At 38.7% G+C, this 14,634-nt stretch carries 12 protein-coding genes; 1 reads left to right on the top strand and 11 read right to left on the bottom strand.

What is annotated here, in order from left to right; genetic code table 11:
* The 9 genes from LI954_RS02715 to LI954_RS02675 all read right to left on the bottom strand — a co-directional run.
* On the bottom strand, positions 1–376 hold a 376-nt coding region (locus tag LI954_RS02715; protein WP_229443463.1), incomplete at its 3' end, for a WxL protein peptidoglycan domain-containing protein.
* A 133-nt stretch (positions 377–509) separates the two neighbouring features.
* Positions 510–1,259 carry a WxL domain-containing protein gene (locus tag LI954_RS02710; RefSeq protein ID WP_202069435.1) on the bottom strand — a complete coding sequence of 250 codons (750 nt, stop codon included), beginning with the start codon at positions 1,257–1,259 and terminating at the stop codon, positions 510–512.
* Positions 1,260–1,335: 76 nt separating this feature from the next.
* Positions 1,336–2,145, bottom strand: a complete 810-nt coding sequence (locus LI954_RS02705; RefSeq protein WP_229443461.1) for a WxL domain-containing protein — start codon at positions 2,143–2,145, stop codon at positions 1,336–1,338.
* A complete protein-coding gene (locus LI954_RS02700; protein WP_229443460.1) occupies positions 2,142–2,519 on the bottom strand; it encodes an LPXTG cell wall anchor domain-containing protein in 378 nt (125 codons plus the stop codon). The genes LI954_RS02705 and LI954_RS02700 overlap by 4 nt, the downstream gene beginning before the upstream one ends.
* A 15-nt stretch (positions 2,520–2,534) precedes the next feature.
* Complete coding sequence (locus LI954_RS02695; RefSeq protein ID WP_229443458.1) at positions 2,535–6,440, bottom strand: pectate lyase-like adhesive domain-containing protein; 3,906 nt, start codon at positions 6,438–6,440, stop codon at positions 2,535–2,537.
* A 307-nt stretch (positions 6,441–6,747) separates the two neighbouring features.
* Positions 6,748–7,461 (bottom strand): winged helix-turn-helix domain-containing protein, encoded by a 714-nt coding sequence (locus LI954_RS02690; protein WP_229443456.1) that lies wholly within the window; start codon positions 7,459–7,461, stop codon positions 6,748–6,750.
* Positions 7,462–7,681: 220 nt separating this feature from the next.
* Positions 7,682–8,794 carry a tyrosine-type recombinase/integrase gene (locus tag LI954_RS02685; RefSeq protein ID WP_229443454.1) on the bottom strand — a complete coding sequence of 371 codons (1,113 nt, stop codon included), beginning with the start codon at positions 8,792–8,794 and terminating at the stop codon, positions 7,682–7,684.
* Positions 8,795–10,234: 1,440 nt separating this feature from the next.
* Positions 10,235–10,537, bottom strand: coding sequence for a hypothetical protein (locus LI954_RS02680; protein ID WP_229442384.1), 303 nt, complete (start codon positions 10,535–10,537; stop codon positions 10,235–10,237).
* A gap of 414 nt (positions 10,538–10,951) precedes the next feature.
* On the bottom strand, positions 10,952–11,413 hold the full coding sequence (locus LI954_RS02675; RefSeq protein ID WP_229442383.1) for a phage tail protein: 462 nt from the start codon (positions 11,411–11,413) through the stop codon (positions 10,952–10,954).
* A 221-nt stretch (positions 11,414–11,634) separates the two neighbouring features.
* Between LI954_RS02675 and LI954_RS02670 the strand changes: the two genes are divergently transcribed.
* Positions 11,635–12,045, top strand: a complete 411-nt coding sequence (locus LI954_RS02670) for a hypothetical protein (RefSeq protein ID WP_229443452.1) — start codon at positions 11,635–11,637, stop codon at positions 12,043–12,045.
* A gap of 136 nt (positions 12,046–12,181) precedes the next feature.
* Here the strand turns inward: LI954_RS02670 and LI954_RS02665 are convergent, their stop codons facing one another.
* Together LI954_RS02665 and LI954_RS02660 are read right to left on the bottom strand one after the other, a co-directional pair.
* Positions 12,182–12,445 (bottom strand): hypothetical protein, encoded by a 264-nt coding sequence (locus LI954_RS02665; RefSeq protein WP_229443450.1) that lies wholly within the window; start codon positions 12,443–12,445, stop codon positions 12,182–12,184.
* Positions 12,446–12,801: 356 nt separating this feature from the next.
* Positions 12,802–14,634, bottom strand: a complete 1,833-nt coding sequence (locus LI954_RS02660) for a glycoside hydrolase family 13 protein (protein WP_229443449.1) — start codon at positions 14,632–14,634, stop codon at positions 12,802–12,804.

The following is a 14,634-nucleotide window of genomic DNA, read 5'->3' as shown; positions in this document are numbered from 1 at the left end:
CGAAAGCCAATGATGCATCATTTTCAATGTCACGATTGGCATATTCAATAACCCCTGTTTTATTGGTTTTGGCGCCATTCAATGCCAGATTGACAGTGATTGCTTCTGAGCCTGGATTACTAAAAATAACAGAAAGGGTCTGTTCCTGACCAGGGGTCATCATTAGCTGATAATAGCCCAGATTCGTGTTTAGTTGATTTTCCGGAAATTCAAGACTATAAGTAAAACCTGCTGCAGAAGGGGATTCCCCTTCTGCAGCTTCCTCTGCTCCCCAAGCAGTTATGTTCGTTGCCGCCACTGTGAAACTCAGCAGAAAGAAACTGATGAACACCTTAAAAAAATTATTTACATTCTTTTTTCCAAAGTCTTTTCTCATTATAATTATCCTCATCATTTTTATTTATAGTGAAAACAAGAGACGTGTTCTATGTATATACATTGATTGAAAAAGTAAGCTGGTAAATAATTACCAGCTTACCCCAATAAAACATAAAACTAATGGTTCTTTATTATGCAGTAGCACCCATTGTCCAAGTAACTGTTGCATTATAAGTATCCAAAGTCATTGCAGATGCAACACTTGCAGGGATAGCCAATTGCACAGAGTTTGCATCTGTTCCAGGAGTACCTGCTTCAGAAGTTGCGCTTTGACCAAATTCCAATGTCCATAGACCGCTTCCTTCGCCAGCTGCTGCAGAAACAAATGTTTGTGCACCTTCTTCTGTGCTCAATACAACGGATGCCGGAACTGCTGCTGCAATTGTTCCTGTTCCTGATGATGCCAATAGTGGGTTTGTGTATGTGATTGATGCGCCATCAAGCGTTGTTGTGCCGTTTGTAAATTGGCTTGTCAATTCACCGGTAATTGTATACCCAGTATACGAACCAGTCACATCACCAAATGATACGATGTTACCACGTGTGTTTGTTCCATCCAATAATTCAAGAGCTGCAGCATTTGCTGAAGTAGTACCAACAGTAATTTGACCAAAATCTAAATCAGATACAGCAATAATCCCTTTACTGATTTCTTCTGGATTTGGAATTACTCCTGGTGTTTCTGGATCAATCCCAGGTCCTTCTGGGTTTTCTGGATCGACGATGTTATCTGGACCACTTGGATCAATTTTACCTCCGACAACTTCTACAGTGCCTCGTGAATCTAGTGACTTTTCGTCAGCACTTGCTGCTGCTGATCCTACTGTTGCTGCTCCGATTGTTGCTACTAACGCTACTGCACATAATTTTCTTAATTTCATTTTTTGTTCCTCCTAGATTTTGTGTGATATATATACAAATGGAATGACTCCAATTTGCCGAATGTTAAGTGCTGCTTTATTCTGTTGGTGCAGCTTCCAAACTCCACGTTAATGTGGTGGTATATTGAACCGGATAAATGTTAATCGTTTCCGGTACGCTTAATGATACCGCTGAATTACTGTAGCTGGGCTTGTTAAAGATTGGATCAATAATGGCATTGCCATTTTTATCCGTCAACGCAGTCAGAGTGTTCTCCTGATTCGAAGTATTTTCACCTGATGCGCCAAAGGCAATCGTCCAAACGCCTTTCCCTTGACCGCTTCCAGCAACTGCCACGGTATACGCTGTGTTCATTTCGTTGATTGCCAGAGTATCCCGACTAACCGTTGGCGTTTGACTGTTTCCAGCCGAGTTTGCCCAACCATTGCCAAAAGACAATACTGCTCCCTTTAAGCTCTGATCCTCAAGTGTTTGAATGATCGAGCTGGTAAATGGTGTATCCTGAGACAAGGTTAACGACCACCCGGAGGGTTCCGAACGAAAATCACTCACTTGGATATAATACCCGCGAGCAGCCGTATCACTGTGAAACAGCTGGGCCAATGAATCATACGTTCGATTCGTCTCTGTGATTTCAGCCGCCGCAAAATTCAGACTGGAAACGAAGTCTATTCTGAGATCACCGGTGGTGGATGGTCCTTCACCGGGATTGACTTCGTTCCCCGGCTTTTCCGGATCAACAGGCGGACTGATGTCCTTACCTACCACATTCACAGAACCACTGCCGTCCAGACTGGAGGCGCAGGCCTGTTCTCCAACAGCTGCCGTCATACCGGCGAAAAGAAGCAGAGCAAGCGAACACTTGAAATAAGTAATAAGTTTCATAGCTCCTCCTTCTTTCTCCGACGGAAGAGAAGGAAGGCGATCAACGCCGCGATTAGACCTGCTCCCATCAAGCTGTACTTTTGTACGATTTCACCTGTGCTGGGAAGGGTTCCTCCTCCTTGTGGTTTTGTTGCTGTTGCTGCACGGCTGCTGGAAGTTTGCGTTGGTTCAGCAGTCGATGATTCCGGTAGTGATGATTCTGTTGTTGACGGCTCTGTCGTTGAGGACTCAATAGTCCCCTCATAAAATGTAATTTGTCCTTTACTGTTGACTTGCCCTCCAGCACCCATTGTTGCCAGTGCAGTTGGCGAGAACCCAGCTATACCAACCAGGAACAGGGCAAGACTCAGGAGGAAAGCTTTTCTTATATTCATTTTTTTCCTTCCCTTCTACGGTTGTCCAGCCATGATTGTCCAAGTCACTACACCAGAATAGGTACCGATACTTGACACCGTGGTTTTAGTTGGGTCTGCAACTAATTTCAATCCAGGATCTGCTGACGTATCGCCCCATGTGCCAGTAACATCAAAGGTACCGCCAGAGGCATTGGTATAAATAGGCTGATTGCCGGAATCCAATGTTAGAGAGATTTCCTCTCCCGCACTGTCCACATACCAAAGCGCTTCGTTCATTACAGAACCTGTTTCATCATTTTTCATGTTTGTAGTTAATGCGGCATACAATGTCCAGCCATCGGCTTGATTGGCACGAGTATCTGTAACTACCAAATCACCATCGGTGCTTGGATTGTCTACCCGCTGCACCTTCGCATTGTACGTGATGCTGCCAAAGTCAACGGTTGACGGGGCTGATTTTAGAAACAGCTGCCCTGTGACTTTATAGGTCACCGTTTGTGCAGTCTCTGTAATAGAGAAATTGGTTTCATTCTCCGGTCGCACACTGATCTCATACCCTGCTGTTTCCAGCGCTGTCAGCTGATCCTGAACCGCTTGGAACTCACTGCTGGTTAAGTCAATCACATCCCCCACATTTAAAGCAGTATCAATGGTTTGACCTTCCCCAATTGTCAGGGTATAGCCGGATAATACTGTTCCGCTCTCATCTTCAAACTGAACGGTCAGTACAGCATCCATGTTGATGACAACGACCTGAATCGTTGTTGTTAATGGCGTAGACAACCCTGTTTCTGCGTTTGCCGGCACCGTTAACGTCACCACATACGGCGTATCCGGTTGTAAATTACCGTACTCATTCAAACCGCCAAAATCACTAACCTGAACATACTCTGTTAAATCAGTGAACGTACCATTAGCAATATTAAATGCTTCCGGCTGACTGTTCGCCAGAATATATGCTGCTAATTCTGCATCTGTCAGGTCTCGAATATCGACATAAGCTACTTCTAAATCATCGGCAGTAATACCTGAAGCTTTTTCATAAACAATTAATGTCGCTTCAATCACTGCTGTATTCGGTGCAGCATTGCCGTCTGCATCTGTGGCCCGATCCGATACATTGATTTTAATGGTGTGTGTGCCTACAGTGTTTCGTTGGATCTCAGCTTCTGCTTCATCCGTATAGGCATAATCAAAGCCGGTATTGATTGGACTGGTATCCGCTGCATCCTTCACGAACGCACTTGGATCAGGCAGATCATCTCCCTGACTGATATAGAAAGTCACCGGTGTAGCTGTAGGCGGCGTCTTATCCAAAACAACCTGTGTCGGTTCTTCTGATTTCAGATTGGCGAACCCATACGCATGGATGACATTTCCAGCAGTGAAATAATTTCCAGAGCTGATTGTGTACGACCAGTTGCCGTCACTGTCCGCCTGAACAGTAAAGTTATCCCGCGTTTCCTGCGCCATTCCGGTATCTTCAACGGGTGATTCAATCGTATCATTAACCCCTTTTTCTTTTGCGGAAGTCGTCCCGTTCAGTGCTTCTTCCCAAAGTCGAATGTAGGTGCCCGGAACTGCATACCCATACACTGTATACGAACCCGGATCATCTGGATTATCATTCGAGATACTATGAATGGAGACATTTGGATCTGGAATTCGGGTAAACAGCACACGCTGTTGTCCTCGAGTTGTAAAGTTTTCCTTAAAGCTGTTCAGTGTAGCATTTGTCATAGAGTTGGCAGAGGTTATCGTTGGATTATAACTGTTCCCATAACGAAGTACCATACTTGACATTGGTACATAATCAAAATCGTAACCGGTGTCTGCTGTTGTCCCGCCGCTCATGTTATTCAAATTCCATTGAAAAACATTTTGTACCGAAACTTCTAGACTTCCTCCAGAATAGATCAAACCATTATTTGTACTGGTACCATTTGTTAGTGTAGATACTCTCTGTAAGTTCACTCTTTCAGCATCTGAAAACTGGAAGGTCGAGCCTGATCCGCCCATATAGATAAGGCGCTGATCATTAGAAGTACTGTCACTTTGAATATCAAGTGTACCTTCCCTCGCAATAACAAATGATACATTATTGTTGGAATAAATCATGTGGCTGTTAGAACTTCCCATATTGGTCCCATTAACGTTCAAAGCGCCATTTACATTAATGGACCCGCCACCCATATAAATAGCATTTTGAGTATTTCCGTTCCCATTTGTACTATTAGCAGTCTGTAAAATATTTACTTCTGCACCTTTACTGACATCAATTGCAGCAGAAGCGGAATTAAGACTGATAACTGCTTGCTGACTAGTATGGTTCGAGGTTAAATTGACCACTGAATCCTCACCAATAGAGATACTTCCACCTCTTAAACTAAATACAGCTGCGGTACCTTCTCCAGAGGTCTCAGGACCATTCCTAACTGCGTCCATCTGAACATTTTTTCCTATTACCATATCTCCGCCAGACCATAAATCAACAACAACCCCGCCGATTGAAGAAAGAAATATTGTAGAATCATCTTCAAAGGTTACATTTGAAACACCAATTGTTTGGTTACGGCTGTTATTCACTCGCCAGTAAGAAAAATCGGTACTACCATCATAGTTAGCCCCATCTGATCTCAATGGATTACCATCTTTCCCAACTGAGCGATAATATTCCTGCTGTTCTAGATGGATATTTCCACCAAAATAAAGTGTAGAGGCTTCTGCCTGAACGAATTGTGCTCCATAATCGGTAACATCCACAAAACGCTGCCAACACTCACGTTCGTATACATCACTTAAATCCTGAATTTCAATAGGTCCCCAATAATTTCCATGGAAGAAATTGATATTCTGATAGGTTTGATGCCATCGTAAGTTAAAACCACTACCATCATTTAACGTAGAATTAAGAGTACATAAAGTAACTGTACCGAAATCCATGGAGTAGCCATTACCTTCAAGAGTAAATGCTCTTGCCGCACCACTGACATTGGTATATAAGAAGGTCGTTCCGCCAGATGAGTTACTCATACTATTAGTGGTAAAGATATTTGTTGCAACATTGTTGATGTTCGGTAACTGATAATTTAGATTTGTTGTTCCTGCTGGAAACACAATATCATTCGCTAAATTAATCTCCGTTACGCTGCGATTTGCGTAAGCCAAGAAAAATGTGATCATGTCATTCACCGATTTAATATGAACAAAGTTCTCACCATAGGTCAGTCTTGAGTTGCTCAAATAAGACGTCATACCTTTTCCAGCTTCTGCCTGAGGCAACACAGGATAATAAAATGGTGCGTAAGGATTTACAGACTTAACCGTAATGTTTTGCAGCGTAATATCCCAGTAACTAGAAGTATTCGTTGCTGCATTTGTAAAGCCGATTGCTAAATTTCCAAAGTCAAAGGTATATCCATTTCCATCAATAACCAGTGATCTGGAAATTGCAGCCTTGCTGACAAACAAAAAAGCATTGCCGGCAGCAAGATTCACAGAATCTTTATCAAACAGACCTTCATAGTTATTGAGTGTGCCTGTAAGTTGGATATCATTTGCTAATGAAATCGTTGTGATACTTGAATCAGCTAAGGCTTCAACAAATGTTTGCCAGTCCGTGACTTCTGCCGTACCGGCTGCAAGCAGATTTACTGCTCTCTTCTCCACCGGAAAAACAGCACTTTCTTCTGTCTCTTTTTCAGCTTCTTCCTGAGTTTGAGAAGTTTCTGTCTGCTCTTTCTCCACATCATTTCTCAGCATGCTGCTGTCTGCTGTTGGTAACATATCCTGCTGCAATAAATCTGTTCCGCTGGAGCTTATTTCAGTTTTAACAGCCTCTTCATTCGCCTTAATCGGAGTACTCAAGGTCCACTGGAATACTAAACCTGTAAGTGCAATAGACAAAACAGCTGTCAAACTTTTTTTCCCGATTTTCATATTTTTTCAACTCCTCCCCTTTTCTATTTTGTGTGTGTCGGACAGCACACTATATTTCATTTTTCTGACTATCCAATTCTATCCTTCTAATCCACTGGAACACTTTCCTCTCATACCTCTTATTCTTTACCAGAATAAATCCGATTTGATATTGGTATACGTGATTATTTATTTGTCCCAGTCTTATAGTAAGATGATCTAAATTTGTGATAGCAGAAAAAGTGAAACCAAATTATTCATAAAACAACTATCAATGTGCAGCTGAATTACCCAGAAACTACGAATTACTTTTAAAAGATAATTCTTTTTAATTCAGGCTCAGCATATAGCCCTTTGATCGAACCGTTTTGATAATGCTAGAGCTAACATTCTGCAATTCCAGTTTTTCTCTTAAATGGAAAATCAAATTTGCCACCCGATATTTGGACCCTTTATAAGCATCGTCCCAAATATTCTCATAAATTTCTTTATAAGAAAGCCCTTGAGACTGATGCTCATACAGAAGGGACAATAGTTTAAATTCGAGGCGGGTTAACGTAACTTCTGTCCTCTCTTTACCGATTTGGACACTCAAGTTATTCGGCAACAATTTGAAATGACTAACTGCCCCCGATTGTACTTCCTCTTTTGAATCCAGTGGTTTATCATTCTCTGTTCCGCTTGCTTTTTTTTGACGATTCAGCAGATTTTTTATTGTCAGAGTCATCTCCTCCGGTTCATTTTCATTGCTAAAAGTTCCATCCGCACCTAAATGAAGATAGATAACTTTTTGAACAGCTGTTGGTTTTTCTGACAATACCCAAATAAATGAATTTGATCGTTCTCTAATTTTCATTATGATGCCGCACGTTTCACTTAAATTCTTTTCATTTTCTTTCAAAAGAACACCATCCAGATCTGAAAGAATCGTATCCATGTTGTTCACATCTACTGTAACTAATTTGTACTGATTTCTGCCAAGCTTCTCGACATATGTACGCTCAAATTCCTCTACCGGTTGGGTTATCCCTATGTTGTACATACTGATTCCTCCTCACTTCATTTCTGTTTGATGTATATTTTCTTAAAAAGTTATCTAGCAATACACCATAACATCAAAAATTTCCTGCAATACTTTTTTACGTTTAGATAGTATAATTATGTCATGGAACTAGTTCTTCCAAGAAAAATCACTGCTTCTGCATATCTGACAGGAGTTCCTGTCAGATATGACCAAAACAGTGACGGCTTTAAAATCAGTTTTATTTGCTTCTGTTAAATTGTTCCAAGTCAATCAAATTCATTGCTTCTTTTCGTTTTTCCCAAAATGAATCCGTATAGGTATCCAGTGTTAATTTAATGGACGTGTGTCCAAGTATTTTACTTAATGATGCAATATCTGCTCCATTTTCTACACATCTGGTAGCAAATGTATGACGAAGACAATGGAAGTTGATATTTCTGATACCGGTATACTTTAGAAGTTTTTTGAAGTGATAATTAATCACCCTGGGCTCAGTAAAGCTTTCAGAGCAGGAAACAACATACTCTGAACAACTGCTCTTTTTTAGTTTTACCAAGTAATTTTTGAGGTTTACAGCCAGTGGAATTTTACGTAGTGAACTTTTTGTTTTTGGCTCTCCCATAATAATCATCGTTGTATTCTGATTATCCGGGTCTGGAATTCGCTGAAGAGTTCGATTCACAGAAATAATTTCTCTTGTAAAATCAATATCCTCCCACCTTAACCCGCTTATCTCTCCAATCCTCATCCCGGTTGCCAGACTGATGATTACAGCTGAATAATAGGTATTTCTAAAGGCGGCTTCTTCAAGTGCCTTTTGTTCTTCTACAGACAAGGACCGAATACCCTTTCTTTTAATAGAAGGAAGTACAATATTTTTATAAGGATATTTATTTAGATGTCCGTTAACAACAGCATAGTTCAAACTGTTCTTTAAGATAGTCAAAATAGTTTTAACCATATTAATAGAGTAGCCCTGGGATAGTAAAAATTCAATAAGTGCCATAACATCGGTTCTTTCCAGCTGGTTCAATTTTTTTCTGCCTAGAAAAGGAATAATATGATTTCTAATTTTTGATTCATAACTTGACCAGGTTGAAGGCTTTACTCTATTTTTAACCACTTTATGAAGCCAGTAAGTGAACCATTCAGAAGTAGTTCCTGAATAAATAGTTTTATTACTGTCAATAAATTCCGATTGATATTTAATTAATTTTTCTTTTACTTCACTGTATCGTTTACCATAGATATACCCATATATGAGACGATTTTCTTTATTTCTTGATTTTTTATACCTGCCTTCCCATCGTCCATCTTTTCTTTTATAAATATTTTCACCTTTTCTTGACAAGCTCCTTCACTCCTAATATTGACTGATTTTTTGACGGCTCAAAAAGTATTGGAAAAGTACAACCACAATAAAAATATATTATGAAAACAAAAAAGATTCTCATTTTTTTCATGTTTTATCAAAAAAATTGAAAAAAATTGATTGATTTTAAGATTTACTATGACTAAAATTTAGAGTATAGTTAAATTTATAAAAATCACATTTATTTTTCAAAAGATATATATTTTTATTCTATTTTTTATTTCTTGGAAGAACTAGATACAAGAATATTTATCAATTAACTTTTTAATTAATTGACTGATAGTGTTATTTATTTTTTTTAAATTAAAACTGGTATAAGTTCTCTAAAAAACTGAACTTACATCAGTTTTTTAGTTGTGTCTTCCTGAAAACAAGATAAGTATTTCACCAGAATACATTTGAAAAATACTGGTTATATCATCTTATCATTCCTATTTTTTTACTGCTCGTAATTGTCTCCTTTCCTATTTAATCAGATTAAATATTCTTCACTTTTTTGCCGAATCTTCATTTTTAATTAAAAAAAACCTCCTTGATTTCTGATTTTTCCCCTACTAAAGTGTAAGCGTAACTCAAATTTTTTTCTAGTTTTTATCCATCAATTCTATTAAAAATTTCTTTTTTAGTAAATTTAGGTTTATTGTCAAATGATGTTGATGAAAAGAATTCCATAAAATAATATCGAATCTAGAAGGAAAAATCCCTCCCTAGATTTTTTATTCGGTTGAAATAACAGCATACCAAAACAAAGGTTGGTTCTTAGATTGAAATCATGCTCGCTTCTATTGTATATTAACTAAAATCTATTTTTTCAAGTATTGTATCTTATTCATCCTGCTCTTTAAAATTTTCTGTCGTATAACTTTTTACAGTTTCTTTCTCAATATTTTTTTCTATCACCTGAGAGATAGTCCCAAGCACACCAGTGTATTGGCCTCCATAATTATTTTGGTTTTCATATTAAATTTCTCCTCTTTTTTAGTATTTTTTTGATTGAAATCAGCCTACTTTATGAACGAAGTTTTCTTTTTTATCTCCTTTGACACTAAATCAAAAAATTGGCTTCTTCCCGAAAATTTCTGTATCAACCTCTATTGAACAGAAATAACTTCAGCAGTTTCAGCCATATACTTACTTAACATTCTAATAATATTCTTTTCTCCATATTTTTTCATCTACTAATATTCTTTCTGTAATTATTCAAATTATTTTTGTATTATTCATAATAATCTCCTCTTTTTTTAGCAGGCCGACCGTCAGCCGTTTTAATTTTTAAACTCAACGAATACCCCAGCTGAATTTAAAAATTAACGTAAGTCTTTCGATAGCTTCTGCTTTGCTTGTTTTTACTTCATTAACTCCCTTGATACAAAAAATGATGTTAATGAACAATAGTAAGCATCTCCTTACGTCATTCCTTCATACAATAAATACTGCGTGCCTCAAAAAAACTGAATGGCTTTCAATGGATACGGATATGTTAAATTCCTTGTTTTCATTGCCTTCTTCAATGACTTCAGCAAAAATAGTTGCCTCCAACATCCACTGTTTCAGCAATACATTTTCTACTTTGAGAGACTGCTCCAGCATCTCAATTTTCTGCTCATCACTTCCTGACGACTGTGTGATCAGAAACTGAACGATTTTATTCAATACACTTAACTCGCTGCTTTCCTGTACAGTCATTTTTACAATATCCATATCTTTCTCAATGATTCTCATGATTACTGCATCCATTATTTCTTCTTTTGATTTAAAATACCCCTTTGACAATTCCGATGACTTTTAAAATATTATTGATGGTTATTTCATTATAACCTTTTTATACAAAAAGCACTTACTAAGTGCTAAAAATTTCATTTTTTCGCACGTTATGATCTTACTAAACTAACATTAACTGCCGCCCTTCCCTTCATCATCTGACAACCGACGGCCTGTCTGTTTATATTTATCTAGTACCTTCAACCTGCTTCTTCATCAACACTTCTTCTCAATTATTTTTCAAAGTAAGTTTTCAGAACTATTAAACTGCTGAAAAAACACCGATAATCTTCAATTTGGAACTAAAAAAAATAGAGACCTATTTTCTCAAGTCTCCATTATTATAAATAACTGATTTTGTTCTACAGCTCTTCCTTAATATTTTCCTTTAATAACAAAGTAAGAACCACGAATCTCACCTGCAAGTTTTGATTTCTGTCGAGCAAATTTGAACTTTCCTTCCAATTCTGCTGGAACTGTAATTCCTTCTGATAATTTAAAACCAACTGCCCGTTTTCCTGTATCATCTGTTGCATACATTACATTCACTTCCAACCCATTTTCATAGAAGACATAGGCAAATTTTGTTCCTTCCGCTTCAAAATGTGCCACTTCCAAAGGTTTATAGGGAAAATGAATCTCCCGTTCTTCCAAAATTTTTTCAATCCATTTTAATGTTTCCGGGTCTTCTTCTGCAGGAACAGTGGTAAATTCAATCTTGTATTTATTCCATAGATAGCGTGCTTCATTTGCTCGCAAGCCGGCCAATGCTTCTGCAGCCGGCGAACTTTCAAGCCCAGTGGCGGCAACTTCTTTGAACTCTACTTTATAAGCCATCTCAATTCCTCTTTTCTATTTATTTCTACTGCTATTATAAAACTGTCCAGGCTTCTCACCAAACATTCTGCTCAAGATATTTTTATTAAGAAAAAAAAGAAATTTTTCATACAAATACTTATTCCTCACTACATTCACATTACTTTTCCTGAGTAACATGGTGTAATTGAGCCTTTTATGCTATGCTTTTTTAGTAAAAAATTTTTTTAAAGGAGAAAATGATGAAAACAAAAAAAATCAAAGCTGGTGCATTAGTTGGTGTTCTTATTGCTGCTGTTGTAAGTATTATCAGTGTCTTTTTGCCGTTGTATTCCTATGGTTCCATGAGTTATTCTTCCTATATTACTGATAGTGGTGGAGAGATTGGCAGAATAGTCATTGCAGGCGTAGGAATTGCAGGGGGATTGGCTCTAATAACAATCCTTACCAAGAAAAACTGGTTGTCCAAGATCACTGGAGTTATCAGCATTCTTGTAGCACTGGGAGCTGCAGTAATGAATGCAGTGATTATGTTTGGTATCAATAAGCTGAGCTATGCAGCCTCAACAGGTATTTATGTCCTCTTTGCAGGAGCTGCACTTCTGTTTATTACAGGAATTATGTCGCTTTCTTCAAAAAAAATTAACGAATAAAATAAGCCGGAATAGAATGTGATTTCTATCCGGTATTTCTTTATCCCCTGTTTACTTCAGTATCTTTCTTAAAACCATAGTCATTAAGTTAATTACTTTAAAGATAGCTTCCTCTATTCTATCAGGGTCTGTGACATTAAGTATGTCTGAGGAATGGCAACAATTTTTTGACAGTTTCTATAAATAATTGAGGCACATCCGTTTGTTCTGTTACGGTTGCCATTGACAATGAGCCTTCTAAGGTATGTGTTTTCGTCTTGTCGCCTGAGCCTAGAAACGGCACAGACGATTCCCTCCAGATAACATCCCCCAACTCATTGTCAATGGTTCGCTTCGCCAACGAACCACCGTAGATCGTGTTTTTTAACGCTCTATTTTCCACAGAAAAATTGTCAAACAAAGTGTAGCCTATTCACTGAGTCCCCTAAAACCGAATAAACGGCGTTACAAAGCCCCTCCATACTTCGAGGATCGAAACGAAGTCCTTCAATTCTTAGTGGCTTTGCCATTTAGAAATTGATGAGATCGAAACGAAGTGTAGTGTAGTGAGACTCGCAGATACAAGACTTTTCCGTAGTAGAAAGTCAGTTAGCAGAATTGCCGGTCTCACTGTTGCAGGAACATCTAATAGGATGGTATGCGAACCGACAATCTTATGAATTAGTACTAATTCATTCCTGTATTAAAAGCTTGCTTCTGCGCTTCTTCGAATACTCGTCACATGGAGAAGCTTTATCACAACTTCTTGCTTTTAATTTAACTCAACTCTTTCACTACAAAATAATCGCCCCATTCAGAGATCACTGCATCTGCCAGCATCTCCTCCAGAATAGCCGTTGAAATCGGTGGCTTCCGGGTAAAGATCAGCTCTTCGGCAGAAGCAGTCTGATTCTGCGCATTGACAAGATAAAGAGCAAATTGAGACTGTTCACTGTAACGCAAAACCCCCAAGAGACCATTTGAATAAAACGGATAAAACTCTCCATAAACCAGCGCTTCCGTTGCTTTACGTTTCTGTGTCCATTCCTGATAACAGGTATAAGCATCTGGATCAATAGCATCCCAAGGGAAAAATTTACGGTTCTCTGGATCTTTTCCGCCAGTCACTCCAGCTTCATCCCCATAGTAGATCGTGGGAACTCCTGGTAAAACAAACATTAATCCGACTGCTAAAGTCAGTTTGGAAAAATGATTGTCCAGCAAGGTCGCAATCCTTTCACTGTCGTGTGTGCCAATGTTATTCAAGTTATTGGCAAAAATATCTGCAGGATAATTTTCCTGAAGGACAGTCAGCTTTTCTGCTGCCTCTTGTGCTGAATGTTTTCCTAAAAGAAGGCTCAGAATAATATCACGAAACGGGTAGTTCATCACACCATGAAGGCTGTTTCCGAAGATATACTGACGCCGATGTCCATAAGATATCTTATTGGATGCATCCTCCCAAACTTCACCAAGCAATACCTTTTCCGGATACCGATTCACCGCCTGTCTAATCCCTTCTATAAAGAAATCCGGCAATTCATCTGCTACATCCAAACGCCAGCCATCCACTCCCATAGCTGTCCACTTTTCAAGTACACTCTCTTTTTCTCCATAAATAAACTGTTGAAAATTGGAATTCTCCTTATCCGCTTCCGGCAAATCCCTCACACCCCACCATGATTTATAATCTTCCGGATAGTCAGAAAATTTGAACCATTGCCGATATCTGCTTTTTGGATTACGATAAGCTCCCACTCCTTCACCATAGCGGCCATCATAATTAAAGTAGCGGCTGTTTCTTCCTACATGACTGAAAACCCCATCCAAAATAAGCTGCATATCGTTCTCATGAAGACAGTCAAGTAAATGCAGAAAGGTTTTCTCATCTCCCAGCATTCCATCAATCGCCAGATAATCACCGGTATCATATCGATGATTGCTTGCGGATTCAAATATAGGATTCAAATAGAGTGCAGTGACACCCAGCTCTTTCAAATAAGGAATTTTTTCTATGATTCCCTGCAGATTGCCGCCATAAAAATCCCAGCGTATGATCTCTCCTTCTGCATCTTTGATATACATCGGTTCATCTTTCCAAGTGCCGTAAATGAATGTATTCTTTTTAGGCTGAGAGATTTCTTTGTGAGGATTACCATTATAAAACCTGTCAGGAAAAATTTGATATACGATTCCCTTTCGATACCAGTCTGGTGCCGGGTCTGCCTTCTCATAGCAAGTCAGCTGATAAGGATGCAGATTTCCTGAATCATAAGTCAGGACGCCTTCTCCGCCTTTTCCCTGATCTGATCCGCAGTATATAGTTTTCACGTCTTGATCTGATTCCTTTTTTATGATTTCAAAATAGTAGAAGTAAAGTCCTGCTCCCTGCTCTAAAGTATAGGTGCAAATATAATGATGATGCTCTTCTGGAGACATGTTGATTTTTTCAAATCCTCGTTCTCCACCCTCTTTGCGCACCACCAGCAAAACCTGTTCAACGATTGATTCCTGAACAGCAATTGAAAAAGTTACTGCTGCTCCTTTTTCAATTGCTCCGAAAGGCTGCTTATATTCTTCCAGCCAGGAATTAAAATAAATTGCCGTCAT

The organism is Enterococcus sp. CWB-B31, from assembly GCF_020567645.1.
Taxonomy (GTDB): domain Bacteria; phylum Bacillota; class Bacilli; order Lactobacillales; family Enterococcaceae; genus Enterococcus_L.
This window is presented reverse-complemented; position numbering and strand designations above follow the sequence as displayed.

Bases quoted from the DNA above. Each gene is read 5' to 3' on its own strand.
- LI954_RS02660 (WP_229443449.1), bottom strand. From the start codon at position 14,634: ATGACGGCAATTTATTTTAATTCCTGGCTGGAAGAATATAAGCAGCCT.
- LI954_RS02705 (WP_229443461.1), bottom strand. From the start codon at position 2,145: ATGAAACTTATTACTTATTTCAAGTGTTCGCTTGCTCTGCTTCTTTTC.
- LI954_RS02695 (WP_229443458.1), bottom strand. From the start codon at position 6,440: ATGAAAATCGGGAAAAAAAGTTTGACAGCTGTTTTGTCTATTGCACTT.
- LI954_RS02680 (WP_229442384.1), bottom strand. From the start codon at position 10,537: ATGAGAATCATTGAGAAAGATATGGATATTGTAAAAATGACTGTACAG.
- LI954_RS02675 (WP_229442383.1), bottom strand. From the start codon at position 11,413: ATGGCTTATAAAGTAGAGTTCAAAGAAGTTGCCGCCACTGGGCTTGAA.
- LI954_RS02710 (WP_202069435.1), bottom strand. From the start codon at position 1,259: ATGAAATTAAGAAAATTATGTGCAGTAGCGTTAGTAGCAACAATCGGA.
- LI954_RS02690 (WP_229443456.1), bottom strand. From the start codon at position 7,461: ATGTACAACATAGGGATAACCCAACCGGTAGAGGAATTTGAGCGTACA.
- LI954_RS02700 (WP_229443460.1), bottom strand. From the start codon at position 2,519: ATGAATATAAGAAAAGCTTTCCTCCTGAGTCTTGCCCTGTTCCTGGTT.
- LI954_RS02670 (WP_229443452.1), top strand. From the start codon at position 11,635: ATGAAAACAAAAAAAATCAAAGCTGGTGCATTAGTTGGTGTTCTTATT.